This window comes from Saccharothrix xinjiangensis, assembly GCF_039527585.1.
Lineage (GTDB): Bacteria > Actinomycetota > Actinomycetes > Mycobacteriales > Pseudonocardiaceae > Actinosynnema > Actinosynnema xinjiangensis.
This window is the reverse complement of sequence record NZ_BAAAKE010000015.1, coordinates 98,263-120,857: the sequence shown is the minus strand read 5'-3', so window position 1 is coordinate 120,857 and position 22,595 is coordinate 98,263. Positions and strand designations below refer to the sequence as shown.

Sequence of the window (22,595 nt, the reverse complement as noted above, 5' to 3'; positions counted from 1 at the left end):
GACAACGGGTCAAGCTTACTGAGCCCGGCCGGGGACTTCCTCAATGTTCGGTCGAGGACGCAATGGCGTCCCACACAACGGACGCCAGTTTTGCCTTCGGACCGTGCGGGATCGGGGTCTCCGCACCGCCCGAGGAGAGCAGCCAGCCGGCGTTGTCCTCGACCTCGAACGCCTTGCCGTCGCCGACCGCGTTGACCACGAGCCAGTCGCAGCCCTTGCGCTTGAGCTTGGCGCGGCCGTGGCCGAGCACGTCGGTCTCGCCGTCGCCGGTCTCGGCGGCGAAGCCGACGACGACCTGGCCGGCGCGCCGGGCGGCGACCAGCTCGGCGAGGATGTCCGGGTTGCGGGTGAGCGCGACGGGGTCCGGGTCGCGGTCACCCTTCTTGATCTTGTGCTCGGCGAGGGCGACCGGCCGGAAGTCCGCCACGGCGGCGGCCATCACCAGCACGTCCGCGGTCTTGGCGGCGGCGTGCATCGCCGCGCGCAGCTCCTCGGCGGAGCCGACGCGCACCAGGTCCGCGCCGGCGGGGGTGGCCAGGTCCGCGGTGTGCGCGGCGACGAGCGTGACGCGCGCGCCGCGCTGGGCGGCGACCCTGGCCAGGGCGTAGCCCTGCTTGCCGGACGAGCGGTTGCCCAGGTAGCGGACGGGGTCGAGCGGTTCGCGGGTGCCGCCCGCGGACACCACGACGTGCCGGCCCTCCAGGTCGCGCGGCAGCGCGTCGGGTCGCGCCAGCAGCAGCCGCGCCAGGTCCACGATCTCCGCGGGCTCGGGGAGCCTGCCCTTGCCGGTGTCCTTGCCGGTGAGCCTGCCGCTGGCGGGCTCGGCCACCACGACGCCGCGCGAGCGCAGCAGCGCCACGTTGGCCCGGGTGGCCGGGTGCTCCCACATCTCGGTGTGCATCGCGGGCACGAGCAGGACCGGGCAGCGCGCGGTCAGCAGCGTGTTGGTGAGCAGGTCGTCGGCCAGGCCGTGGGCGGCCTTGGCGATCAGGTTGGCCGTGGCGGGCGCCACGACGACCAGGTCGGCGGTCTGGCCCAGCTTCACGTGCGGCACCGCGGGGACGTCCTCGAACACCCCCGCCCGCACCGGCTGGCCGGACAGCGCCTCGAACGTCGCCGCGCCGACGAACTTCAACGCCCCGTCGGTGGGCACGACGCGCACGGAGTGGCCGGACTCGGTGAGCCGGCGCAGCACCTCGCACGCCTTGTACGCGGCGATGCCCCCTCCGACCCCGAGGACGATCCTGGGCCGGTCGGGGGCGTCGGCGGTCCCGGTCACTCGCCTTCGGTGTGCTCGAGGAGACCGGCGTGGATCTCCCGGAGCGCGATCGACAGCGGCTTCTCGCGGGGACCGGGCTCGACCAGCGGGCCGACGTACTCGAGCAGGCCCTCGCCGAGCTGCGCGTAGTAGTCGTTGATCTGGCGCGCCCGCTTGGCCGCGTAGATCACCAGCGCGTACTTCGAGCTGACCTGCTCCAGCAGGTCGTCGATCGGCGGGTTGGTGATGCCCTCCGGAGAACCCGACAGCGGGCCCAGCTCGGTGTGCGTGGTCACTCGTCAACGCTCCTGCGGTTGGTGTGCGTTCGGGGTCGTCCCGCGCCTGCCGCGCACGCGTCAGGGCGTGCCGGGCACAGGGCCGACCACCAAGTTTAGCAAGCTCGCGGCGGCGGCCTCGACGTCGTCGTTCACGACGACGTCGTCGAACTCCGGTTCGGCCGCCAGCTCCTCGCGGGCGATCTCCAGCCGGCGGGCCACCACGGCGGGGTCCTCGGTGCCGCGGCCGACCAGCCGGCCGACCAGGTGGTCCCAGGACGGGGGCGCCAGCATGACCAGCCGGGCCTCCGGCATGGCGGCCCTGACCTGGCGCGCGCCCTGCAACTCGATCTCCAGCAGGGACGGCTTGCCGGACGCCAGGGCCCGCGCGACCGGCTCCCGGGGCGTGCCGTAGCAGTTGCCCGCGAACTCGGCGTGCTCCAGCAGCTCGCCGCTCCGGGCCATGCGGTGGAACTCGGCCACGTCGACGAAGTGGTAGTGCACCCCGTCGACCTCGCCGGGCCTCGGCTCCCTGGTGGTCACCGAGACGCTGAAGTGGATGTCGGGCCCCATGCGGCGCAGCTCGGCCAGCACGCTGGACTTGCCGACGCCGGAGGGCCCGGACAGGACGGTGAGGCGGGGGCGGGCGCGAGCGCCCGACCCCGCCCCGGTGCCATCACTCACTCGCCGCTGAACTCGGTGAGCAGCGCCTTGCGCTGCCGCTCACCGAGGCCGCGCAGCCGACGGCTCGGCGCGATCTCAAGGCGCTCCATGATCTGCTGCGCGCGAACCTTGCCGACGCCCGGAAGGGCTTCGAGCAGCGCGGACACCTTCATCTTGCCAAGGACCTCGTCGCTCTCGGCGGCCTTCAGCACGTCCGTCAGGGTCGTGCCGCCACGCTTGAGGCGCTCCTTGAGCTCAGCCCGAGCGCGACGAGCGGCAGCAGCCTTCTCCAGCGCTGCGGCCCGCTGCTCCTCGGTAAGCTGGGGAAGGGCCACGATTTCCTCCGTGGTGTGGGAATTTCAATTCTGGATCGGTGCCGCGACCGTACCGAGCGCAATTGCCTGGGTACAACGTGGGCCCAGTCAGGTGAATCTTTCAGCGCTGGTGTGGTGCGGCGGGTGGTAGTAGTACCAACACCCTCCAACAGGCCCATCACCGCCACCGGTAACGCCCTGCGCACGCCCTGTGTGGTATGCGCTCGATGGGGGATGGACCCGTTGGTGGACTGGACCGTACCAGGGACCGTTTGCGCAGGTGAGCGGACCACGCGAAGCGTGTCGCGATTTGACCGTGATCACATCTCCAACGAGCGCCTCACGGCGTCCACCGCAGACCGCAAGGATGCGGTCCCCGGACCGTGCCTGAGCACGTCCCGGGAGGACGTCGGGAGCACGCCGCGCAGGTCCTCGCCGAACAGCGCGCGCAGGTCCCCGACCGTCCCGCCCTGGGCCCCGAAACCGGGCGCCAGGATCGGTCCTCGCAGGTCAGACAGGTCGAGGTCGAGTTCGCCCACGGTCGCGCCGATCACCAGGCCGACGTCGCCGAGGGGCTCGGCGCCCGCGTTCGCGCGAGCCGCCTCGTCCACCACCGACTGCGCCACCGAGCGACCTCCCGGGCCCGTCGCGCGCTGCACCGAAGCGCCCTCCGGATTCGAAGTCAACGCGAGCGCGAATATTCCGCGACCACTCGCCGCGGCGGCTTCCAGGGCGGGTCGCAGCGAGCCGAACCCGAGGTACGGCGACACCGTGACCGCGTCGCCGGCCAGCGGTGAGCCCTCGGTCAGGTAGGCCGCCGCGTAGGCGGCCATGGTCGAACCGATGTCGCCGCGCTTGGCGTCCACCAGGACGAGCGTGCCGCTGCCGCGGAGGTCGGAAATGACCTTTTCCAGCACGGCCACGCCCCGTGATCCGCACGCCTCGAAGAACGCGGACTGCGGCTTCACCACCGCCACCCGGCCGCCGAAGGCCTCGACGCACGTGAGGGCGAACCGCTCCAGCCCGGAGGCGTCCTGGGGCAGGCCCCAGGACGCCAGCAGGCCGGGGTGGGGGTCGATGCCGACGCACAGCGGGCCGTGCTCGGCGACGGCCCGGGTCAGGCGCTCCCCGAACCTCATCCGCCACCCCGCAGGGCCGCCTGGAGGGCCTGGAGGGGCCGCACGCCGATGTCGCCGCGGATGGCCGCCTCGATGCCGTGCACGGCCGCCGCCGCGCCCTGGATCGTGGTGACGCACGGGATGTCCTTGGCCACCGCCGCGGTGCGGATCTCGTAGCCGTCCACGCGCGGGCCGCTGTTGCCGTACGGGGTGTTGATGATCAGGTCCACGGTGCCGTCGAGGATCGCGTCGACCACGTTCCCCTCGCCCTCGAAGTGCTTGCGGACCACCGTGCACGGGATGCCGTTGCGGCGCAGCACCTCGGCCGTGCCGCTGGTGGCCAGCACCTCGAAGCCCAGGTCGGAGAGCCTCTTGACCGGGAAGATCATGGCCCGCTTGTCCCGGTTGGCCACCGACACGAACACCCGGCCCGAGGTGGGCAGGGAGCCGTAGGAGGCGGTCTGGGACTTGGCGAAGGCGGTGCCGAAGGACACGTCGATGCCCATGACCTCGCCGGTGGACTTCATCTCCGGGCCGAGCAGCGAGTCGACGCCCTTGCCCTCCGGGGTGCGGAACCGGTGGAACGGCAGCACGGCCTCCTTGACCGCCACGGGGGCGTGCGCGGGCAGCCGGGCGCCGTCGCCGGTGGCGGGCAGCAGCCCCTCCTCGCGCAACTGGGCGACGGTGGCGCCGAGCATGATCCGGGCGGCCGCCTTGGCCAGCGGCACCGCGGTCGCCTTGGACACGAACGGCACGGTCCGCGAGGCCCGCGGGTTGGCCTCCAGCACGTACAGGACGTCGTCCTTGAGCGCGTACTGGACGTTGAGCAGGCCGCGCACCCCGATGCCGCGGGCGATGGCCAGCGTGGAGCGGCGGACGCTCTCGATGTCGCTCTCGCCCAGCGTGATGGGCGGCAGCACGCACGCCGAGTCGCCGGAGTGCACGCCGGCCTCCTCGATGTGCTCCATCACACCGCCGATGAAGACCTCGTGCCCGTCGAACAGGGCGTCCACGTCGATCTCGATGGCGTCGTCGAGGAACCGGTCGACCAGCACCGGGTGCTCGGGGCTGACCTCGGTCGCGCGCTGGATGTAGCCGTGCAGGGACTCCTCGTCGTAGACGATCTCCATGCCGCGGCCGCCCAGCACGTACGACGGACGCACCAGCACCGGGTAGCCGATCTCGTCGGCGATGGCCTTGGCCTGCGCGAACGAGGTGGCGGTGCCGTACTTCGGCGCGGGCAGGCCCGCGTCGGTGAGCACCCGGCCGAACTCGCCGCGGTCCTCGGCGAGGTCGATGGCGTGCGGCGGGGTGCCCACGATCGGCACGCCCGCGTCCGCCAGGCGCTGCGCCAGGCCCAGCGGCGTCTGCCCGCCGAGCTGCACGATCACGCCCGCGACGGTGCCGGAGCGCCGCTCGGAGTGCACGACCTCCAGCACGTCCTCGAAGGTCAGCGGCTCGAAGTAGAGCCGGTCGGAGGTGTCGTAGTCGGTCGACACGGTCTCCGGGTTGCAGTTGACCATCACCGTCTCGTACCCGGCGGCGCGCAGCGCCATGGCCGCGTGCACGCACGAGTAGTCGAACTCGATGCCCTGGCCGATGCGGTTGGGCCCGGAGCCGAGGATCAGCACCTTCGGCTTCTCGCGCTGCTCGGTGACCTCCGTCTCGGCCTCGGGGTCCAGCTCGTAGGCCGAGTAGTGGTACGGGGTCCGCGCGGCGAACTCGGCGGCGCAGGTGTCGACGGTCTTGAACACCGGTCGCACGCCCAGCCGGTGCCGCAGCGCGCGCACGCCGTCCTCGCCGGCCAGCTCCGGGCGCAGCGAGGCGACCTGCCGGTCGGACAGGCCCGCCCGCTTGGCCTTGCGGAGCAGGCGCTCGTCGAGCACGGGCGCGCCCATCAGCTCCTGGCGCAGGTCGACCAGCCAGGCGATCTGCTCCAGGAACCACGGGTCGATGCGCGAGGCCTCGTGCACCTGCTCGATGCTCGCGCCGAGCCGCAGCGCGCGCTCCACCGTGTAGACCCGGCCGTCGTGGCCCGTGCGCAACGCCTCCAGGGTGGCTTCGAGGGTCGTGTCGGGGTCCGGAGTGGTCCAGAAGCCGCCCGCCTTGGTCTCCATCGAGCGCAGGGCCTTGCCGAACGCCTCGATGAAGCTGCGGCCGATCGACATGGCCTCGCCGACGGACTTCATGGTCGTGGTCAGGGTGCGGTCCGCGCCGGGGAACTTCTCGAAGGCGAACCGCGGCACCTTCACCACCACGTAGTCCAGCGTCGGCTCGAACGACGCCGGCGTCTCGCCGGTGATGTCGTTGCGGATCTCGTCGAGGCTGTAGCCGATGGCCAGCTTCGCGGCGATCTTGGCGATCGGGAAGCCGGTCGCCTTGGACGCCAGCGCGGAGGAGCGGGACACGCGCGGGTTCATCTCGATGACGACCATGCGGCCGTCCTCCGGGTTGAAGGCGAACTGGATGTTGCAGCCGCCGGTGTCCACGCCGACCTCGCGGATGACCGCGATGCCGACGTCGCGCATGTGCTGGAACTCGCGGTCGGTGAGCGTCATCGCCGGGGCCACGGTCACCGAGTCGCCGGTGTGCACGCCCATCGGGTCGATGTTCTCGATGGAGCAGACCACGACCACGTTGTCGTTGCGGTCGCGCATCAGCTCCAGCTCGTACTCCTTCCAGCCGAGCACGCTCTCCTCGATCAGCACCTCGGTGACCGGGGACTCCGCGAGGCCGGTGGCGGCCAGCCGCTCCAGCTCCTCGGGGGTGTGCGCCATGCCCGAGCCGAGGCCGCCCATGGTGAACGACGGCCGGATGACCACGGGCAGGCCCAGCTCGGCGACGGTCTCGCGGACCTCGTCCATGGACTTGCACACGGCGCTGCGCGGCACCTCGGCGCCGATCTTGCGCACGATGTCCTTGAACATCTGGCGGTCCTCGCCGCGCTGGATGGCGTCGATGTCCGCGCCGATCAGCTCGACGTCGTACTTCTCCAGCACGCCCCGCTCGTGCAGGGCGATGGCGGTGTTCAGCGCCGTCTGCCCGCCCAGGGTGGCCAGGACGGCGTCCGGCCGCTCGGCCGCGATGACCTTCTCCACGAACTCCGGGGTGATCGGCTCGATGTAGGTGGCGTCGGCGAACTCCGGGTCGGTCATGATCGTCGCGGGGTTGGAGTTGACCAGGGAGACCCGGATGCCCTCCTCGCGCAGCACCCGGCACGCCTGGGTGCCGGAGTAGTCGAACTCGCAGGCCTGACCGATGACGATCGGGCCGGAGCCGATGACCAGCACGTGCTTGAGATCAGTCCTCTTCGGCATCAGCGACCCTCGTCCATCATCGTCACGAACTCGTCGAACAGCGGTGCGGCGTCGTGCGGACCGGCCGCCGCCTCCGGGTGGTACTGCACGCTGAACGCGGGCACGTCGAGCGCGCGCACGCCCTCGACCGTGCCGTCGTTCGGGCAGTAGTGGCTGAGCTGGACGCGGCCGAAGTCGGAGCCGAACTCCTCCCCCGGCTCGCCCTCCAGCGCGAAGCCGTGGTTCTGCGAGGTGATCGCGACCCGGCCGGTGGCCACGTCGATGACCGGGATGTTGATGCCCCGGTGGCCGTAGCGCAGCTTGTAGGTGTCCCGGCCCAGGGCGCGGCCCAGGATCTGGTTGCCGAAGCAGATGCCGAACAGCGGGATGCGCCGGTCCAGCACCGCGCGGGTCAGCTCGACCGCGTGCGCCTGGGTGGCCGGGTCGCCGGGGCCGTTGGACAGGAACACGCCGTCCGGGTTGACCGCGGCGATGTCCTCCGCGGTCGAGGTCAGCGGCAGCACGTGCACCTCGATGCCGCGGGCGGCCATCATCCGCGGGGTGTTGGACTTGATGCCCAGGTCCAGGGCGGCCACCGTGAACCGGCGCCCGCCGACCGCCTCGACCACGTACGGCTCGGGCGTGGTCACGTCGCCCGCGAGGTCCGCGCCCGCCATCTCCGGCGCGGTGCGCACGCGCTCCAGCATCTCCTCGGCGGAGGCCAGCTCGTCGCCGGAGAACACGCCCGCGCGCATCGCGCCCCGCTCGCGCAGGTGGCGGGTGAGCATGCGGGTGTCGATGCCGGACACGCCGACGACGCCCTGCTCGGTCAGCTCCTCGTCCAGGCTCCGGCGCGAGCGCCAGTTGGACGGCATGCGCGCCGGGTCGCGCACCACGTACCCGGCCACCCAGATGCGGCCCGACTCGTCGTCCTCGTCGTTCCAGCCGGTGTTGCCGATCTGCGGCGCGGTCTGCACCACGATCTGGCGGTGGTAGGACGGGTCGGTCAGGGTCTCCTGGTAGCCGGTCATGCCGGTGGAGAACACCACCTCGCCCAGGCTCGCGCCGAGCGCGCCGTACGCCTCGCCGCGGAACACCCGGCCGTCTTCGAGAACCAGTGCCGCGTTGGTCATCGGTCGCCTCCCAGGGCTAGCACCCACTGCTCGTACACGTCCTTGTCATCGCCCCGGAACCCGGTGTCGAGCACCCGGTCCCCGAGCTGCCAGCGCACGACCAGCAGGCCGTCCGCGGTCATCACCTTCCCCGCGAGGCCGCGCGCCGTGCGGGCGCCCTCGACCCGGTCCGCGGGGATCCACAGCGGGCTCGCGCCCGCGCGCTCCACCAGCAGGCCCTGCTCGGTGAGCCTCAGCACGGCCTCGGCGCGGTGGCCCACGTCGCCCACGGCGACCCGGTCCTGCCAGTTGTCGCCGAGGGTCGTGCCGACGTAGACGCCGGTCGTCTCCAGCACGGTGGCGCCGGTCTCGGCGGGCGGCGCCGGGAACTCCGGCAGGTCCGCCTGGCGCCGCTTGCGGTTCTGCCAGCCGCGCCACATGCCGTACAGGCAGAGCAGGAAGATCGCCAGGACCGCCAGGGACAGCAGCACGCGGGTCATGCCGGGATCCTCCCGCCGAGTGCCGTCACGCGCCCGCGCAACACCGTGGCGACCACCGCGCCGGGCAGCTCCATCCCCTCGTACGGGGTGTTGGCCGCGATGCTGGCCAGCTCCGCGCCGCGCACGGTCCAGCGGGCGCCCGGGTCGACCAGGACCAGGTTGGCGGGCTCGCCCACCTCGATCGGGCGACCCTGGTCGGGCAGGCCCGCGATGGCGGCGGGCCGCTCGCTCATCACCCGCGCCACGCCGCGCCAGTCCAGCAGGCCGGTCTCGACCATGGTCGCCACGACGATCGACAGCGCGGTCTGGAGGCCGAGCATGCCGGGTCGGGCGGCGGCCCACTCGGTGTCCTTGTCCTGGACGGCGTGCGGCGCGTGGTCGGTGGCCACGCAGTCGATGACGCCCTCGGCCAGCGCCCGCCGCAGCGCCTCGACGTCGGTGGTCGCGCGCAGCGGCGGGTTGACCTTGTTGACCGGGTCGTAGGTGGCCAGGCGCTCGTCGGTCAGCAGCAGGTGGTGCGGGGTGACCTCGGCGGACACCCCGGTGCCGCGCGCCTTGGCCCAGGCCAGCACGTCGGCCGTGCCCGCGGTGGAGACGTGGCAGACGTGCAGGCGGGCGCCGACCTGCTTCGCGAGCAGGCAGTCCCGGGCGACGACCGCCTCCTCGGCGGCGGCCGGCCAGCCCTGGAGGCCCAGCCGGGCGGCGTGCTCGCCCTCGTGGGCCTGCGCGCCGACGGTGAGGCGGGGCTCCTCGGCGTGCTGGGCGACCACCACGTCCAGCGCCTTGCTGTACTCCAGGGCCCGGCGCATGATCAGCGGGTCGTGCACGCAGTGGCCGTCGTCGGAGAACACCCGCACGCCCGCCTTGGCCATGGTGCCCAGCTCGGCGAGCTTCTCGCCCTTCAGGCCGACGGTGACCGCGCCGACGGGGTGCACGTCCACCAGGCCGACCTCGCGGCCGCGGCGGGCGACGTGCCCGACGACCACCGCGTTGTCCGCGACCGGGTCGGTGTTGGCCATGGCGAACACGGCCGTGTAGCCGCCCAGGGCCGCCGCGGCCGAGCCGGTGGCGATGGTCTCGGTGTCCTCGCGGCCGGGTTCGCGCAGGTGGGTGTGCAGGTCGACGAAGCCGGGCAGCAGGACCGCGCCGCCGCCCTCGACCACGTCGGCGCCGTCGGCGTCGTGCCCGGGGACCTCGCCGATCGCGGCGACCACGCCGTCCCTGACCAGCACGTCGACCGGGTCGCCCTCGCCGTAGGGCCGTACTCCCCTGATGATCAAGGGATTCACGCGGTTTCCTCCTCGTGGGCAAGCAGGTGGTACAGCACGGCCATGCGCACGTGCACGCCGTTGCGCACCTGGTCGGTGATGGCGGCGCGGGGCGAGTCGGCGACCGACGAGGCGATCTCCATGCCGCGGAGCATCGGGCCGGGGTGCAGCACGACGGCGTGCTCGGGGAGCAGCGCGAGCCGGTTGTCGTTCAGGCCGTAGGCGATGGAGTACTCGCGGGCGGACGGGAAGAAGTGTCCGCTGCCCCCCGCGCCGGCGGGCCCGCTGTACATCCGCTCCGCCTGCACCCTCAGCAGCATGACCGCGTCGTGGCTCGGCAGCTCGGCGTCCAGCTCGTGCGAGACGCCCACCGGCCAATTCTCCACCCCGGCGGGCAGCAGGGTCGGGGGTGCGACCAGCGTCACCTCCGCGCCGAGCGCGGTCAGCAGGTGCACGTTCGAGCGGGCCACGCGGCTGTGCAGCACGTCGCCGACGATCGCGATCCGGCGGTCGCGCAGGTCGCCGAGGCGTTCCCGCAGGGTGGCGGCGTCGAGCAGGGCCTGGGTGGGGTGCTCGTGCGTGCCGTCGCCCGCGTTGACCACGGACGTGCCCGCCTCGCGCAGCCAGCCGGCCAGCCGGTGCGCCGCGCCGGACGCCGGGTGCCGCACGATGACGCAGTCCGCGCCCGCCGCGGCCAGGGTCAGCGCGGTGTCGCGCAGCGACTCGCCCTTGCCCACGCTGGAGCCGGACGAGGAGACGTTCACCACGTCCGCGCTCATCCACTTGCCCGCGATCTCGAAGCTCACCCGGGTGCGGGTGGAGTTCTCGTAGAACACGGTGATGACCGTGCGACCGCGCAACGTGGGGAGTTTGCGCACTTCACGGCCTTCGAGGGCCTGCTTCAGCCGGGCCGCGGTGTCGAGGATCGCGGTGGCCTGGACCGGGTCGATGCCCTCGGTGGACAGCAGGTGCTTCACCGCAGGACCACCCCGTCGCGGTCGTCGAACTCAGCCAGCAGCACGTGGACCTCCTCGGACCGCGCGGTGGGCACGTTCTTGCCCACGTAGTCGGCGCGGATCGGCAGCTCCCGGTGACCCCGGTCGACCAGGACGGCCAGCTGCACGGCGCGCGGGCGGCCGTGGTCGCGCAGGGCGTCGAGGGCGGCGCGGATGGTGCGGCCGGAGAACAGCACGTCGTCCACCAGGACCACGAGCTTGTCGTCGATGCCGCCGCCGGGGAGCTTCGTGTCCTCCAGCGGTCGGGTCGGGCCGCGCCGCAGGTCGTCCCGGTACAGGGTCACGTCCAGGGTGCCGGTGGGCACCTCGACCCCGCTGAACTCGGCGATCCGCGCCCCCAGCCGGCGCGCCAGCGGCGCGCCCCGGGTCGGAATCCCCATCAGGACTACTTCCGGTGCGCTGGGTGCACCTAGAGCGGTCTTCTCGATGATCTGATGGGCCATTCGGGCGACGGTGCGCGCGACGTCGCCGGCCGACAGGAGCTCTCGCTCCCCGGCCGGGTCCGTCGCGCCACGTTGACGTGGCGCCACGGTGGACCTCCTTCCCCGCCTCGCAGGACGGGTCCTTAAAGGACGTCGGACACCCGGTTGCGACCGGGCTGACCAGCACGGTATCAGGCGTGGGCGGTCAATCTTCCGGGTGGTGTCCGTGGTCTCGCCCACCTGTCCCAACGAGATCAGCTTGACCTGGTGACCACGGAGAGCAATCATTACTCTGCGTATTGATCTAAGCCTCCCCGCGGCAGTCCCCTACCGGCTGACGGGGCGAATGAACGGAGAACCGCCACATGGGCGACTACGCCAAGGCGCTGGGGGCAAAGCTCCGCGCGATCCGCCAGCAGCAGGGCTTGTCTTTGCACGGCGTCGAGCAGAAGTCCGGCGGTCGCTGGAAGGCCGTGGTCGTGGGCTCTTACGAGCGCGGCGACCGAGCCGTCACCGTGCAGAAGCTGGCCGAGCTGGCCGACTTCTACGGGGTGCCGGTGGCCGAACTGCTGCCGGAGGGTCGGGTCCCGTCCGGGGCGGAGCCCGCCACGAAGATCGTCATCAACCTGGAACGGCTGCAACAGCTGCCGGCGGAGAAGGTCGGGCCGCTCGCGCGGTACGCGGCCACCATCCAGAGCCAGCGCGGTGACTACAACGGCAAGGTGCTGTCGATCCGGACCGAGGACCTGCGGTCCCTCGCCATCATCTACGACATGACACCCGGTGAGCTGACCGAGCAGCTCATCGACTGGGGTGTGCTTCCCCCCGAGGCCCGACCGGCCAAGGAGGACTGAAGCACCGTCTGCCGGGACCCGGCGGGTGTCATCGGGTCCCGGTGGGCACGGCTGAAGGGGGCCGTGACCCGCTCGTGCGAGCGGGACGCGACCCCCTGCCGGTGTTGCGCTTGCCCACAGGTGCTCGCAGGACTGCTTACAGGACGGCGCGGAGCTGGTCCGCGATGACCGCGATCCGGCCCAGCACGCCGTTGACGAACCGCGGCGAGTCGTCCGTGGACAGGCCCTTGGCCAGCTCCACCGCCTCGTCGATCGCCACCGCGTCGGGCACGTCGCCCGCCCACAGCAGCTCGTAGAGCCCGACCCGCAGCACCGCCCGGTCCACCGCCGGCATGCGCTGGAGCGTCCAGCCCTCGGAGTGCTCGGAGATCAGGTCGTCGATCCGCGCGCGGTGCGCGGTGACGCCCTCCACGAGGCTGACCGTGTAGTCGTTGACCGGCGGCACGTCGGCGGAGCCGACGCGCTCGGCGATCAGGGTGACCGGGTCGGCGCCCCGCACGTCCGCCTCGTAGAGGACGTCGACCGCGCGTTTGCGGGCCTTGCTGCGTGCGCCCATCTCAGCCGTTCACTCGGCCGAGGTAGCGGCCGTCGCGGGTGTCGACCTTGATCTTCTCGCCGGTGGTGACGAACAGCGGGACCTGGATCTCCGCGCCGGTCTCCAGCGTGGCGGGCTTGGTGCCGCCGGTGGAGCGGTCGCCCTGGAGACCCGGGTCGGTGTGCTGGATGACCAGCTCGACCGAGGTCGGCAGCTCCACGTAGAGCGGGGTGCTCTCGTGGATGGCGACGACCGCCTCCTGGTTCTCCAGCATGTAGTTCGCCGCGTCGCCGACGGTCTCCGCCGGGACGGTGATCTGGTCGTAGGTGTCGCCGTCCATGAAGACGAAGTCGGCGCCGTCCTTGTACAGGTACGTCATGCCGCGCTTGTCCACGGTCGCCGTGTCGACCTTGGTGCCCGCGTTGAAGGTCCTGTCCACCACCTTGCCGGACAGGACGTGCTTCAGCGTGGTGCGCACGAAGGCGCCACCCTTGCCCGGCTTGACGTGCTGGAACGCGGTGACGGTCCAGAGCTGGCCGTCGAGGTTCAGCACCAGGCCGTTCTTCAGGTCGTTGGTCGTGGCCACGGTGGTGGGCTCTCCTGTGGTTGAGTGCCGGCGAGCGCCGACGGCTCGGACGTCAGACGACCACGAGCTCTTTCGTGGTCAGGGTGAGGAGCTCCGGGGCGCCTTCGCGCACCACGAGCGTGTCCTCGATGCGGACACCGCCCTTCCCGGCCAGGTACACACCGGGCTCGACGGTGACCGCCATACCGGGCAGAAGTGTACCGTCACCCGCCTTGGACAGCGCCGGAGCCTCGTGGATCTGGAGGCCGACGCCGTGGCCGAGACCGTGCAGGAACTGCTCGCCGTAGCCCGCCGCGTCGATCACGCCGCGCGCCGCCGCGTCCACCGCGGCGACCTCGGCGCCCACCACCAGGGCGGCGCGGCCCGCCGCCTGCGAGGCCGCGACCAGCTGGTAGAGGTCCCGCTGCCAGTCCGCGGCGCGGCCGACCACCAGGGTGCGGGTCATGTCCGAGTGGTAGCCGTCGACCAGGGCGCCGAAGTCGAGCTTGACGAGGTCGCCGTGGTGGACCGGCGCGTCGGTGGGCCGGTGGTGCGGCACGGCCGAGTTCGCGCCGGCCGCCACGATCGACTCGAACGACGGGCCGGCCGCGCCGTGGTCGAGCATGCGGCCCTCCAGCTCGCGCGCGATCTCCTTCTCGGTGCGGCCGGGCCGCAGGCCGCCGTGCTCGATCAGGCCGGCCAGGGCGCGGTCGGCCGCCGCGCACGCCATGCGCAGCGCCTCGACCTCGGCGTCGTCCTTGACCACCCGCAGCGCCTCGACCAGGCCGGGCGCGCGGACCAGCTCCGCGCCGCCGCTCCTGCCACCGGCCGCGTCCCGCAGCGCGTCCAGGCCGTCCACGGTCACGTCGTGGCTCTCGAAGCCCACCCGGCGGGCGCCGGCTGCCCGCTTGAGCAGCGCCGCGTCGCAGGGCCGGTCGATGACCCGCTCCAGGTCGGGCACCTGCGCGGCGGCCTGGGTGAGGTAGCGGCCGTCGGTGCAGAACAGGCTCGCCCCGTCCGACTCGGCGTGCACCAGGAGCGCGGCGTTCGAGCCGGTGAAGCCGGTCAGGTAGCGGACGTTGAGCAGGTTGGTGACCAGCAGGGCGTCGAGCTCCTGCGCCCGGAGCGAGGCACGCAGGGCGGCACGGCGGGTGGCGTGGGGCATACCGGCAGCCTAGGGCCGGCGGAGCAGCAGTACAGGGCCACACGATCGGATGAACTTCAGGGGGCTTGGCGGACACATAGGGTGGAGTTATGCGCACGTGGCCGGTTCGCGGGTTGACACTGGGGTTGCTCCACGGCGCGGTGCAGACCGGTGTCGTGGCGGTGGGCGTGCACAGCCCCGGGGCCGCCTCGTCGACCAGGTACATCGCGCTGGTGCTGCTCGTGGTGGTCGGCGGGCTGTGGGGTGCGCTGGACGCGTGGCGGGGTATGCGGGGGCCGGGGATGGTGTGGTTCTCGGCCGGGTTGGTGGCCGGGCCGGTGGCCGGGGTCGTCGGGGTGGCGGGGCGGTCGCTGGTCGACCAGACCGGGTGGGAGTCGCTGGGGTCGGCGCTGACCGGCGGCGCGGCGTTCACCGCGCTGGTGGTGATGGCGACGGCCGGGGTGGGGGTCGCGGTCGGGAGCAGGTTGCCGCAGGCGGAGGGCGCGCGGTAGGTCTTCGGCGGACGGGTCGGCCGTGCGGGGTCGGCCACGCGGGATCGACTGTGCGGGACCGGCCACGCGGGATCGGTCGTGCGGCCCGGCCGTGCTCAGCGGCGCAGGCCGCCTGCCTTCTCGTAGTCCTCCCAGGTCCCCCGCGTCACGTCGGTGATCGGGGAGGAGTTCAGCGCGGCCACCTCGGCGTCGTTGACCAGCCACAGCCGGTCGCCCTCCAGCAGCAGGCCGACCTGCCCGTCCGGCGCGCGCACGGCGGGAGCCTCCGCCGGGACGCGTTCGACGACCTCCAGCCGGTCGACCACGGGCGGGCGGCGGTCCAGCACCCGCCTGGCCAGGCGGTGGGCCACCGAGCGGCGCTCGACGCGGACCACCTCGCCGGCCAGCACCAGGTCGACGGTGTTCTCCGGGGACGGCACCGCGAAGCCGTCGAGGACGCGGGCCGCCTCCTTCGTGGCGCAGCCGGGGACGCCCGCCAGGTCCAGGCCGAAGCGGGCCAGGTCGGTCGGCGCGCCCGACTCGCCCTTGACCGTCGCGCGGACCACGTCCACCGGGACCCGGCCGCACGGGTCCTCCGGCGAGGCGGGCGCGTGCCCGGTGGGTGTCCGGACCAGGCCGGGACCCTCCTGCCACGGGCCGGGGATGTGCACCGGCGGGTGCGGTTTGGCGGTGAAGTCGCGGTTCCAGGAGGTCAGGGTGGTGCCGTGGTCGGTGGAGTGGGCGATGACGAAGGCCTGGAGCGCGTCCACGTACATCCAGTCGGCGCTGAACGCGTCCACGATCGAGCGGGTGCGCGAGCGCGTGTCGGGGGCGCTCTTGAAGCCGTCGGGGCCGAGGGCCTGCACGCCGGTGGCGAACGTCGGGTCCTGGGACCGCAGCACGAACTGGCCCGCGCCGTTCCAGCCGGCCGCCGCGCCCGTGGTGTCGGTGAACATGAGGTAGACCCAGCCGTCCAGCCACAGCGCCGACACCTGGCCCGCGCCGTAGACGTTGTCCCTGATCACCTCGCCGGACGGGGTGATGATCGGGCCGTTGCCCTGGCGGGTCCAGGTCAGGCCGTCGGGGCTGACCGCGACGCCGACGGCGCTGCCGTTGTCCAGGTTGTCGCGCTCGGCGGCGGTGTAGTACAGGTAGTGGACGCCGCCGACCTTGATCACCGACGGGTCGCAGGTGTGCATGGCGTCGAACCCGGAGCCGCTGCCGGAGAGCACGGGCGTGGCGGGTGCGCCGCCGGGCGCGGTGAACGGGCCGTTCACCGAGGGCGCCTCCGCGTAGAGCACGTCGTCGCCGGCGGGCTGGGCCACGCCGAGCTGGCTGCACCACCACATGCGGTACTTGCCGCCCTCGACCACCAGCGTGGGCGCGTAGTTGTAGGCCGAGTCCCCGCCACCCACCGCGACGACGCCACCGCTCCGCCTCCCGCGATCGGCGGCCAGCGCCACGGGTTCCGGGACGGGCGCGGGTGAGCTGCTGGTCGTGGTGGAGGGGCTCGGCGCGGCGCTGCTCGTGGTGCTCGTGGTGCTTGCCGGTGCGGGGTCGGCGGCGCTCGGGGCGCAGGCCGCCAGGGCGGCGGTGACCAGCACGAATCCGAGGAGCCTCGCCGCTCCCCGTGCGGACCTGGGCATGCGGGGCTGGTCTCCACTTCTGCGGGGTGGTCGGTGCGCCGGAGAACGCGCGGCGCCCGGCTCCCCCCAGTGTAGGGATCGCCTCACTTGTTCGGGTGTCACCCGATCGGAGCTACGAGGTCGACTTCCCGGGAACCGAGGCACCGGAGGCCCCGGCGCTGGAACCCGGAGTTCCAGCGCCTGGGGCGCTGGGACCCCGGGCGTCGGGCCCCAGCGTCCCGGAGGTCTCCCCTCCCACCGGCCCGGAGGTCTTCTCCCCCGGCGTCACAGCAGGACGCTGCCCCCGCTCTTCGGCTCACCCGCCACGGCCGAGTAGGCCGCCGCGATCAGGGACGGGTCCGGGCCTTCCAGGCGGCCCGGCTTGGCCAGGCCGTCCAGGACCACGAACCTCAGCACGCCCGACCTGTTCTTCTTGTCCGAGCGCATGCCGTCCATCAACTGGGGCAGCGCGTCCGGGTCGTAGCTGGTCGGCAGGCCCAGGGAGGTCAGGATCGCGCGGTGGCGGTCGGCGGTGGCGTCGTCCAGGCGGCCGGCCAGGCGGGACAGCTCCGCGGCGAACACGAGGCCGACGCTGATCGCCGCGCCGTGGCGCCAGCGGTAGCGCTCGCGGCGCTCGATGGCGTGGCCCAGGGTGTGGCCGTAGTTCAGGATCTCGCGCAGGTCGGACTCGCGCAGGTCGGTGGACACCACGTCCGCCTTGACCTGGATCTTGCGGCGGACCAGCTCCTCGATCACGTCACCGGCGGGGTCGAGCGCGGCGGCCGGGTCGGCTTCGACCAGGTCGAGGATCACGGGGTCGGCGATGAACCCGCCCTTGACCACCTCGGCCATGCCCGCGACCAGCTCGTTGGGCGGCAGCGTCTCCAGCGTGGCCAGGTCGACCAGCACGGCGGTGGGCTCGTAGAACGTGCCGACCAGGTTCTTGCCCGCATCGGTGTTGATGCCGGTCTTGCCGCCGACCGCGGCGTCGACCATGCCGAGCAGCGTGGTCGGCACGTGGACCAGCCTCACCCCGCGCATCCAGGTGGAGGCGACGAACCCGGCGAGGTCGGTCACCGCGCCGCCGCCGAGGCCGATCACCACGTCCTGCCTGCCCAGCCCGATGTGGCCGAACACGTCCCAGCAGTAGCCGGCGACGCGCAGCTCCTTGCCGTCCTCGGCGTCCGGGACCTCGACGCGGTGCGCGTCGACCCCGGCGGCGATCAGCTCGTCGCGGATCGCCTCGGCGGTCGCGGACAGCGTGGGCGTGTGGACGATCGCCGCCTTGGCCGTGCCCCGCACGAGTTCGACCAGGTCACCGAGCAGGCCACGGCCCACCACCACGTCGTACGGTCGTTCCGCGGCCACGCGGATCCGCACCGGCTCGCCCATCACCACTCCCTCCGTCGTTCACCATTCGACCACGACCGCTCCGAGCACGTCGCCGCCCCACGCCCCGGCCGGGCGCTCGCCCTGGTCGCGCACCGCGCGGCGGGCGCCGCCCGGACCTTCGACCAGCCCTCCACGCGGGAGGTCACCGCGCGTCCGAGGCCCCGCGCCCGACCACGTCTCCGCGTCCGCCCTGGTGAACGGGCCGACCAGGCGCGCGCAGCCACGCAGCGGGGTGGAGCCGACCGGTTCGACGGGTGCGGTGTGCCAGGACCCGGGTGGCGGTCAACCGCACCGGGCGAGCACGGTGTCGACCACCTGCTCCGGGGACAGGTGGTCGGTTGCCACCTCGACGGTGGCGACCTCCCGGTACAGCGGCAGGCGGGCGTCGAGCAGGGCCTTGAACGTGGCGCGCGGGTTCACGCCAGCCAGCAGGGGACGGGCGGCGGACAGGCCCGTGCGCCGCACGCCCTCGGCCATGCCCACGTTGAGGAACACCACGGTGTGGCCTGCCAGGCGCTGCCTCGTCGTGGCGGACAGCACCGCTCCCCCGCCCAGCGCCAGCACGCCGTCGTGGGTCTTCAGGGCTTCGGCGACGGCCTGCTCCTCCAGCGCGCGGAACGCGGGCTCGCCGTCGGTGGTGAAGATGTCCGAGATCGGCTTGCCCGCGCTCACCACGACGTCCTCGTCGGTGTCGCGGAAGGCCAGCCCGGTGCGCTCGGCGAGCAGGCCGCCGATCGTCGTCTTGCCCGCGCCGGGCGGGCCCAGGACGACGAACCTCGGGCTCACAGCCCCGCCCAGCGGGCTTCCAGGGCCTCCAGGTAGGAGGCGACGTTGCGCTTGGTCTCGGTGATCGAGTCGCCGCCGAACTTCTCCAGCGCCGTCTCCGCCAGCACCAGCGCCACCACCGACTCCAGCACCACGCCCGCGCGCGGCACCGCGCACACGTCCGAGCGCTGGTGGATCGCCACGGCCGGCTCGCCGGTGCGGACGTCGACGGTGGACAGGGCGCGCGGGACGGTCGAGATCGGCTTCATGGCCACCCGCACGCGCAGCGGCTCGCCGTTGGTGATGCCGCCCTCCAGGCCGCCGGCCCGGTTGCTGCGCCGGGTGACGCCCTTGGGCCCGGTGCCGCGGTCGATCTCGTCGTGGGCCTCGCTGCCCCACCGCTCGGCGGTGGTGAAGCCGTCGCCGACCTCGACGCCCTTCATCGCCTGCACGCCCATCAGCGCGCCGGCCAGCCGGGCGTCGAGCCTGCGGTCCCAGTGGACGTGCGAGCCGAGGCCGGGCGGCAGGCCGTAGGCGATGACCTCGATGACGCCGCCGACCGTGTCACCCGCCTCCTTGACGGCCTCCACCTCGGCGACCATGGCGTCGGTGCCGCGCTGGTCGAAGGCCCGGACCGGGCTGGCGTCGACCGCGTCCAGGTCGCCGGGGCCCGGCGCCTCGGCGTCGGCCGGGGTCTTGGCCTTGCCGATGGACACCACGTGGCTGATCACGTCGACGTCGAAGACCTGCTTGAGGAAGTGGCGGGCGACCGTGCCCAGCGCGGTGCGGGCGGCGGTCTCGCGGGCGCTGGCGCGTTCGAGGACCGGCCGGGCCTCGTCGAAGCCGAACTTCTGCATGCCGGGCAGGTCGGCGTGGCCCGGACGCGGCCGGGTCAGGGCCTCGTTGCGGCCGGTGGGCTTCAGCTCGCTCGGGTCGACCGGGTCGGCGGACATCACCTTCTGCCACTTCGGCCACTCGGTGTTGCCGATCCGGACCGCGATCGGACCGCCCTGGGTCAGGCCGTGGCGCACGCCACCCAGGATGTCGACCTCGTCGGCCTCGAAGCCCATGCGGGGGCTCCGCCCGAACCCGAGGCGACGCCGCTCCAGTTGAGCGGTCAGGTCGGCGGTCGTGACCTCGACCCCGGCGACCATGCCTTCCAGCACGGCGACGAGGGCGGGCCCGTGGGATTCCCCAGCAGTCATCCAGCGCAGCACGCGGGGAATCTTTTCACAGCGTGAACGGGAGGGGGAGGATCGGGGCCACGGGCCGGCGGCCGCCTCGAACGTCCCGCCAAGTGGACACCACGCGGCTGACGAGCGCGCCGGGACGCGTCGTTGACCAGCACGAACGTCTAGACCACTGAGGACGGTCCACCGAGGTCAGCCGGCCGACAGCACCGCCAGCCAGGCCGCGACCAGCAGACCCGGGCCGTGGGGCGCGCCACCCGTCCGGCGCGCGGCGGCCACGGCGAGGCTCACCGCGCTCGCCACCACCGCGCCCACCGGTAACGCCCACCACGACACCGACGCCAGCACCGCGCCCACCACACCCGCCAGCTTCACGTCGCCGCCGCCCATCTCGGACGGCGCGAGCAGCCGCACGCCCAGGTGGAACCCGAAGAACAGCGCCGCTCCCGCCGCCGCCCGCCACAGGTCGGCGCCCGCCCACCACAGCGCCAGGCCCACCAGGGGGTAGGCGGGCAGCGTCACGACGTCGGGCAGCCGCCGATGCCGGAAGTCCACGACCGACAGCACCACGCCCAGCCACGCCACCGACAACGCCAGCGGCAGCCACCGGGGTGGGACGAGCACCGCGCTCAGCCACCACAGCGCGGCCGTGGGCGCGGCGCACCACAGCGAGTGGACCACCGCTCCCCTGGGGACGGAACGGAGGAAACGGGCTCCCAGCGCGCCGGCGCAGAAACCGGACAGTAAGAGGAGGGCTGTGGGGCAGAGCGGGAGGGAGGTCGCGGAGAGGGGATCCGGTGGGACGGGGTCAGGCGAGACCGGGACGGAGACGGGGGCGGGAGCAGGCGCAGGGGCGGAGGCGGGGGCGGGACCGAAGGCGGGGCCGGAGGTAGGAAGGTCGGATGAGAGGAGTCCGAACGGGACGGACGCGAGGAAAGCCGGTGCGAGGAGCGCCGGTGTGAGCTGCGCGGACGTGGAGATGGCCATGGACCCAGCGTGGCGGCGGGAACCGGTGCGGGACAACGATGAGGGCTGGTGAACGGTCCATTCACCAGCCCTCATGGCCGAGCGGCGGCGGCTGATGCCGCCGAGAGATCAACGCCCTGGAAGATCCGCGCCCCCGAAGTCAGCGCTTCCGGGAGACCTGCACTCTGGAAATCAACGCCCCGGGAAGATCAGCGCCGCCAGGAGAACAGCACGTCCCCCGCCGCCACCGGGCCGGCGGCCTGGTCGAGCAGCACCTCCGGCGCCGCGTCCAGCGCGATCACCGGGCAGACCGGCGAGAAGCCCGCCGCCTCCACCTCGGCCGGGTCCCAGGTCACCACGGGCTGGCCGGCCCGCACGGACTCGCCCTTGGCCACGTGCAGCGCGAAGCCCTCGCCCTTGCGCTTGACCGTGTCGATCCCGAGGTGCACGAGCACCCCCGCACCGTCCTCGGTGGCCACGACGAACGCGTGCGGGTGCAGCGTCACCACCGTCCCGTCCACCGGGGACACCACCTCGGCGCTTCCCCGCTCGGGCTCGACCGCCACCCCCGGGCCCACCATGGCCTGCGCGAAGACCGGGTCGGGCACCTCGGTCAGCGGCACCACGCGGCCGCTGACCGGGCTCGTCACGCGCAACGTCACAGCAGGTCCTCGATGTCGCTCGCGATGGTGTCGGCCTCCGGGCCGACGATGACCTGCACCACGTTGCCCGACCGCATCACGCCGTGCGCGCCCAGGCCCTTCAGCGCCTTCTCGTCCACCAGCGAGCCGTCCTCCAGCTCGCAGCGCAGGCGCGTGATGCAGGGTTCGATCTCCACGATGTTGTCCGCACCGCCGAGCGCGGCGAGGATCCGCTCCGCCTTGTCGTCCGCCACTTGAAGTCCTCTCTCGACACCTGGCCCGAGGGTGCCACCGCTCGGGCACGGTCCCGTAACGGCGGTTGACACCCGGTCGGCGCGCGGAGCATCCTCCCCGCACCAACTGGTCTAGACCGGAAAGTACCAATCCGGGACTGCTGATGCGAGCGCGGGGAGGTGTCGTGGGCGACGCGGAGATCGTGGACGGGCCCAAGCCCAAGCACGCCCAGCTCCGCGACATCCTGCGGCGGATGGCCGAGCAGGAGCTGCCGCCCGGCTCGCCCGTCCCCTCCGAGCGCGACCTCGCCCAGCGGTACGGGGTCTCCCGCATCACGGTCCGCGCCGCGGTCGGCCAGCTCGTCGCCGAAGGGCTGCTGACCAGGGCCAAGGGCCGGGGCACGTTCACCGCCCGGCGCCGCATGGACGTCCAGCTCTACCTGGAGTCGTTCACCGACGACATGCGCCGCCGCGGCCTGACCCCCGCGACCGAGGTCGTGTCCTGCGCCGCGGAGCCGCCGCCGCCCGCGGTGGCGGGCGCGCTCGACCTCGGGCCGCGCGAGCAGGCGTTCCGGCTGGTCAGGCTGCGCCGCGCCGACGGCGTGCCGCTGGCCGTCGAACGCGGCTGGTACAGCCCCCGGGTCGTGCCCGGCCTCGACCGGCACGACCTGACCACCTCGCTCTACACCCTCATCGCCGACACCTACGGGGTCCAGCTCGACCACGCCGGCCAGACGGTCTGGGCCGAGGCGGCCGACCCCGCCACCGCGAAGCTGCTGGACGTGCGCGCGGGCTCACCGCTGCTGGTCTTCCGCCGGGTGAGCTCCGCGCAGGGCAGGCCCGTCGAGGACATGACGTCCTGGTACCGGGGCGATCTCTACCAGGTGACCATGCAGTTGGACCGGACCGACCCGGGATCCGGCCCGCACCACTCCGCCACAAGGAGGTAACC

The 22,595-nt window shown here is 73.0% G+C and carries 24 protein-coding genes; 3 read left to right on the top strand and 21 right to left on the bottom strand.

The genetic code is table 11. The features are described 5' to 3' along the window. Window positions 1-40: 40 nt before the first annotated feature. The 11 genes from coaBC to pyrR form a co-directional block, all read right to left on the bottom strand. A complete protein-coding gene (gene coaBC / locus ABD223_RS26695; RefSeq protein ID WP_344039270.1) occupies window positions 41-1,279 on the bottom strand; it encodes a bifunctional phosphopantothenoylcysteine decarboxylase/phosphopantothenate--cysteine ligase CoaBC in 1,239 nt (412 codons plus the stop codon). Continuing rightward, complete coding sequence (rpoZ, locus tag ABD223_RS26690; RefSeq protein ID WP_015103666.1) at window positions 1,276-1,554, bottom strand: DNA-directed RNA polymerase subunit omega; 279 nt, start codon at window positions 1,552-1,554, stop codon at window positions 1,276-1,278. The genes coaBC and rpoZ overlap by 4 nt, the downstream gene beginning before the upstream one ends. A gap of 60 nt (window positions 1,555-1,614) precedes the next feature. Next, window positions 1,615-2,217 (bottom strand): guanylate kinase, encoded by a 603-nt coding sequence (gene gmk / locus ABD223_RS26685; RefSeq protein ID WP_344039269.1) that lies wholly within the window; start codon window positions 2,215-2,217, stop codon window positions 1,615-1,617. Further along, the gene (mihF, locus tag ABD223_RS26680) at window positions 2,214-2,531 is read right to left on the bottom strand and encodes an integration host factor, actinobacterial type (protein ID WP_033427832.1); all 318 of its coding nucleotides are present in this window, start codon (window positions 2,529-2,531) and stop codon (window positions 2,214-2,216) included. The genes gmk and mihF overlap by 4 nt, the downstream gene beginning before the upstream one ends. A gap of 299 nt (window positions 2,532-2,830) precedes the next feature. Next, entirely contained in the window at window positions 2,831-3,649 is an 819-nt protein-coding gene (gene pyrF, locus ABD223_RS26675) for an orotidine-5'-phosphate decarboxylase (RefSeq protein WP_344039268.1), read from the bottom strand. Then, a complete protein-coding gene (gene carB / locus ABD223_RS26670) occupies window positions 3,646-6,945 on the bottom strand; it encodes a carbamoyl-phosphate synthase large subunit (protein WP_344039267.1) in 3,300 nt (1,099 codons plus the stop codon). The genes pyrF and carB overlap by 4 nt, the downstream gene beginning before the upstream one ends. Next, window positions 6,945-8,057: a glutamine-hydrolyzing carbamoyl-phosphate synthase small subunit gene (gene carA, locus ABD223_RS26665; RefSeq protein WP_344039266.1), complete on the bottom strand. Its 1,113-nt coding sequence runs from the start codon at window positions 8,055-8,057 to the stop codon at window positions 6,945-6,947. Before carA ends, carB begins: the two co-directional genes overlap by 1 nt. Beyond that, complete coding sequence (locus ABD223_RS26660; protein WP_344039265.1) at window positions 8,054-8,536, bottom strand: PH-like domain-containing protein; 483 nt, start codon at window positions 8,534-8,536, stop codon at window positions 8,054-8,056. Before ABD223_RS26660 ends, carA begins: the two co-directional genes overlap by 4 nt. Next, a complete protein-coding gene (locus tag ABD223_RS26655; RefSeq protein ID WP_344039264.1) occupies window positions 8,533-9,825 on the bottom strand; it encodes a dihydroorotase in 1,293 nt (430 codons plus the stop codon). Before ABD223_RS26655 ends, ABD223_RS26660 begins: the two co-directional genes overlap by 4 nt. Continuing rightward, on the bottom strand, window positions 9,822-10,781 hold the full coding sequence (locus tag ABD223_RS26650; RefSeq protein WP_344039263.1) for an aspartate carbamoyltransferase catalytic subunit: 960 nt from the start codon (window positions 10,779-10,781) through the stop codon (window positions 9,822-9,824). The genes ABD223_RS26655 and ABD223_RS26650 overlap by 4 nt, the downstream gene beginning before the upstream one ends. Next, a complete protein-coding gene (pyrR, locus tag ABD223_RS26645; RefSeq protein WP_344039262.1) occupies window positions 10,778-11,350 on the bottom strand; it encodes a bifunctional pyr operon transcriptional regulator/uracil phosphoribosyltransferase PyrR in 573 nt (190 codons plus the stop codon). Before pyrR ends, ABD223_RS26650 begins: the two co-directional genes overlap by 4 nt. A gap of 257 nt (window positions 11,351-11,607) precedes the next feature. Between pyrR and bldD the strand changes: the two genes are divergently transcribed. After that, entirely contained in the window at window positions 11,608-12,096 is a 489-nt protein-coding gene (gene bldD, locus ABD223_RS26640) for a transcriptional regulator BldD (RefSeq protein ID WP_015103676.1), read from the top strand. A gap of 136 nt (window positions 12,097-12,232) precedes the next feature. On the opposite strand, the gene nusB is transcribed toward bldD, so the two are convergent. The 3 genes from nusB to ABD223_RS26625 are packed head-to-tail and all read right to left on the bottom strand — an operon-like array spanning window position 12,233 to window position 14,361. Next, on the bottom strand, window positions 12,233-12,652 hold the full coding sequence (gene nusB, locus ABD223_RS26635; RefSeq protein WP_344039261.1) for a transcription antitermination factor NusB: 420 nt from the start codon (window positions 12,650-12,652) through the stop codon (window positions 12,233-12,235). A 1-nt stretch (window position 12,653) separates the two neighbouring features. Beyond that, complete coding sequence (efp, locus tag ABD223_RS26630) at window positions 12,654-13,217, bottom strand: elongation factor P (protein WP_344039260.1); 564 nt, start codon at window positions 13,215-13,217, stop codon at window positions 12,654-12,656. Between the two features lie 52 nt (window positions 13,218-13,269). Then, window positions 13,270-14,361: a M24 family metallopeptidase gene (locus tag ABD223_RS26625; RefSeq protein WP_344039259.1), complete on the bottom strand. Its 1,092-nt coding sequence runs from the start codon at window positions 14,359-14,361 to the stop codon at window positions 13,270-13,272. An 89-nt stretch (window positions 14,362-14,450) separates the two neighbouring features. Between ABD223_RS26625 and ABD223_RS26620 the strand changes: the two genes are divergently transcribed. Continuing rightward, on the top strand, window positions 14,451-14,852 hold the full coding sequence (locus ABD223_RS26620; protein ID WP_344039257.1) for a hypothetical protein: 402 nt from the start codon (window positions 14,451-14,453) through the stop codon (window positions 14,850-14,852). Between the two features lie 95 nt (window positions 14,853-14,947). On the opposite strand, the gene ABD223_RS26615 is transcribed toward ABD223_RS26620, so the two are convergent. The 7 genes from ABD223_RS26615 to ABD223_RS26585 form a co-directional block, all read right to left on the bottom strand. Further along, entirely contained in the window at window positions 14,948-16,477 is a 1,530-nt protein-coding gene (locus tag ABD223_RS26615) for a glycoside hydrolase family protein (RefSeq protein ID WP_344039256.1), read from the bottom strand. 264 nt (window positions 16,478-16,741) lie between these two features. After that, complete coding sequence (aroB, locus tag ABD223_RS26610; protein WP_344039255.1) at window positions 16,742-17,848, bottom strand: 3-dehydroquinate synthase; 1,107 nt, start codon at window positions 17,846-17,848, stop codon at window positions 16,742-16,744. A gap of 282 nt (window positions 17,849-18,130) precedes the next feature. Then, window positions 18,131-18,634 (bottom strand): shikimate kinase, encoded by a 504-nt coding sequence (locus ABD223_RS26605; RefSeq protein ID WP_344039253.1) that lies wholly within the window; start codon window positions 18,632-18,634, stop codon window positions 18,131-18,133. After that, the gene (gene aroC, locus ABD223_RS26600; RefSeq protein WP_344039252.1) at window positions 18,631-19,830 is read right to left on the bottom strand and encodes a chorismate synthase; all 1,200 of its coding nucleotides are present in this window, start codon (window positions 19,828-19,830) and stop codon (window positions 18,631-18,633) included. The genes ABD223_RS26605 and aroC overlap by 4 nt, the downstream gene beginning before the upstream one ends. A 165-nt stretch (window positions 19,831-19,995) precedes the next feature. Further along, entirely contained in the window at window positions 19,996-20,484 is a 489-nt protein-coding gene (locus ABD223_RS26595; RefSeq protein ID WP_344039251.1) for a prepilin peptidase, read from the bottom strand. A 494-nt stretch (window positions 20,485-20,978) separates the two neighbouring features. Continuing rightward, window positions 20,979-21,431 (bottom strand): PTS sugar transporter subunit IIA, encoded by a 453-nt coding sequence (locus tag ABD223_RS26590; RefSeq protein ID WP_344039250.1) that lies wholly within the window; start codon window positions 21,429-21,431, stop codon window positions 20,979-20,981. After that, complete coding sequence (locus ABD223_RS26585; protein WP_344039249.1) at window positions 21,428-21,664, bottom strand: PTS sugar transporter subunit IIB; 237 nt, start codon at window positions 21,662-21,664, stop codon at window positions 21,428-21,430. The genes ABD223_RS26590 and ABD223_RS26585 overlap by 4 nt, the downstream gene beginning before the upstream one ends. 143 nt (window positions 21,665-21,807) lie before the next feature. On the opposite strand from ABD223_RS26585, the gene ABD223_RS26580 reads away from it, so the two are divergent. Continuing rightward, window positions 21,808-22,593 carry a GntR family transcriptional regulator gene (locus ABD223_RS26580; RefSeq protein WP_380648476.1) on the top strand — a complete coding sequence of 262 codons (786 nt, stop codon included), beginning with the start codon at window positions 21,808-21,810 and terminating at the stop codon, window positions 22,591-22,593. Window positions 22,594-22,595 lie beyond the last annotated feature (2 nt).

Excerpts from the sequence above, each read along its gene's own strand:
- pyrF (WP_344039268.1), bottom strand. The coding sequence starts at position 3,649 with ATGAGGTTCGGGGAGCGCCTGACCCGGGCCGTCGCCGAGCACGGCCCG.
- carB (WP_344039267.1), bottom strand. The coding sequence starts at position 6,945 with ATGCCGAAGAGGACTGATCTCAAGCACGTGCTGGTCATCGGCTCCGGC.
- carA (WP_344039266.1), bottom strand. The coding sequence starts at position 8,057 with ATGACCAACGCGGCACTGGTTCTCGAAGACGGCCGGGTGTTCCGCGGC.
- ABD223_RS26660 (WP_344039265.1), bottom strand. The coding sequence starts at position 8,536 with ATGACCCGCGTGCTGCTGTCCCTGGCGGTCCTGGCGATCTTCCTGCTC.
- bldD (WP_015103676.1), top strand. The coding sequence starts at position 11,608 with ATGGGCGACTACGCCAAGGCGCTGGGGGCAAAGCTCCGCGCGATCCGC.
- nusB (WP_344039261.1), bottom strand. The coding sequence starts at position 12,652 with ATGGGCGCACGCAGCAAGGCCCGCAAACGCGCGGTCGACGTCCTCTAC.
- ABD223_RS26625 (WP_344039259.1), bottom strand. The coding sequence starts at position 14,361 with ATGCCCCACGCCACCCGCCGTGCCGCCCTGCGTGCCTCGCTCCGGGCG.
- ABD223_RS26620 (WP_344039257.1), top strand. The coding sequence starts at position 14,451 with ATGCGCACGTGGCCGGTTCGCGGGTTGACACTGGGGTTGCTCCACGGC.
- ABD223_RS26615 (WP_344039256.1), bottom strand. The coding sequence starts at position 16,477 with ATGCCCAGGTCCGCACGGGGAGCGGCGAGGCTCCTCGGATTCGTGCTG.
- aroB (WP_344039255.1), bottom strand. The coding sequence starts at position 17,848 with ATGGGCGAGCCGGTGCGGATCCGCGTGGCCGCGGAACGACCGTACGAC.
- ABD223_RS26580 (WP_380648476.1), top strand. The coding sequence starts at position 21,808 with ATGCGAGCGCGGGGAGGTGTCGTGGGCGACGCGGAGATCGTGGACGGG.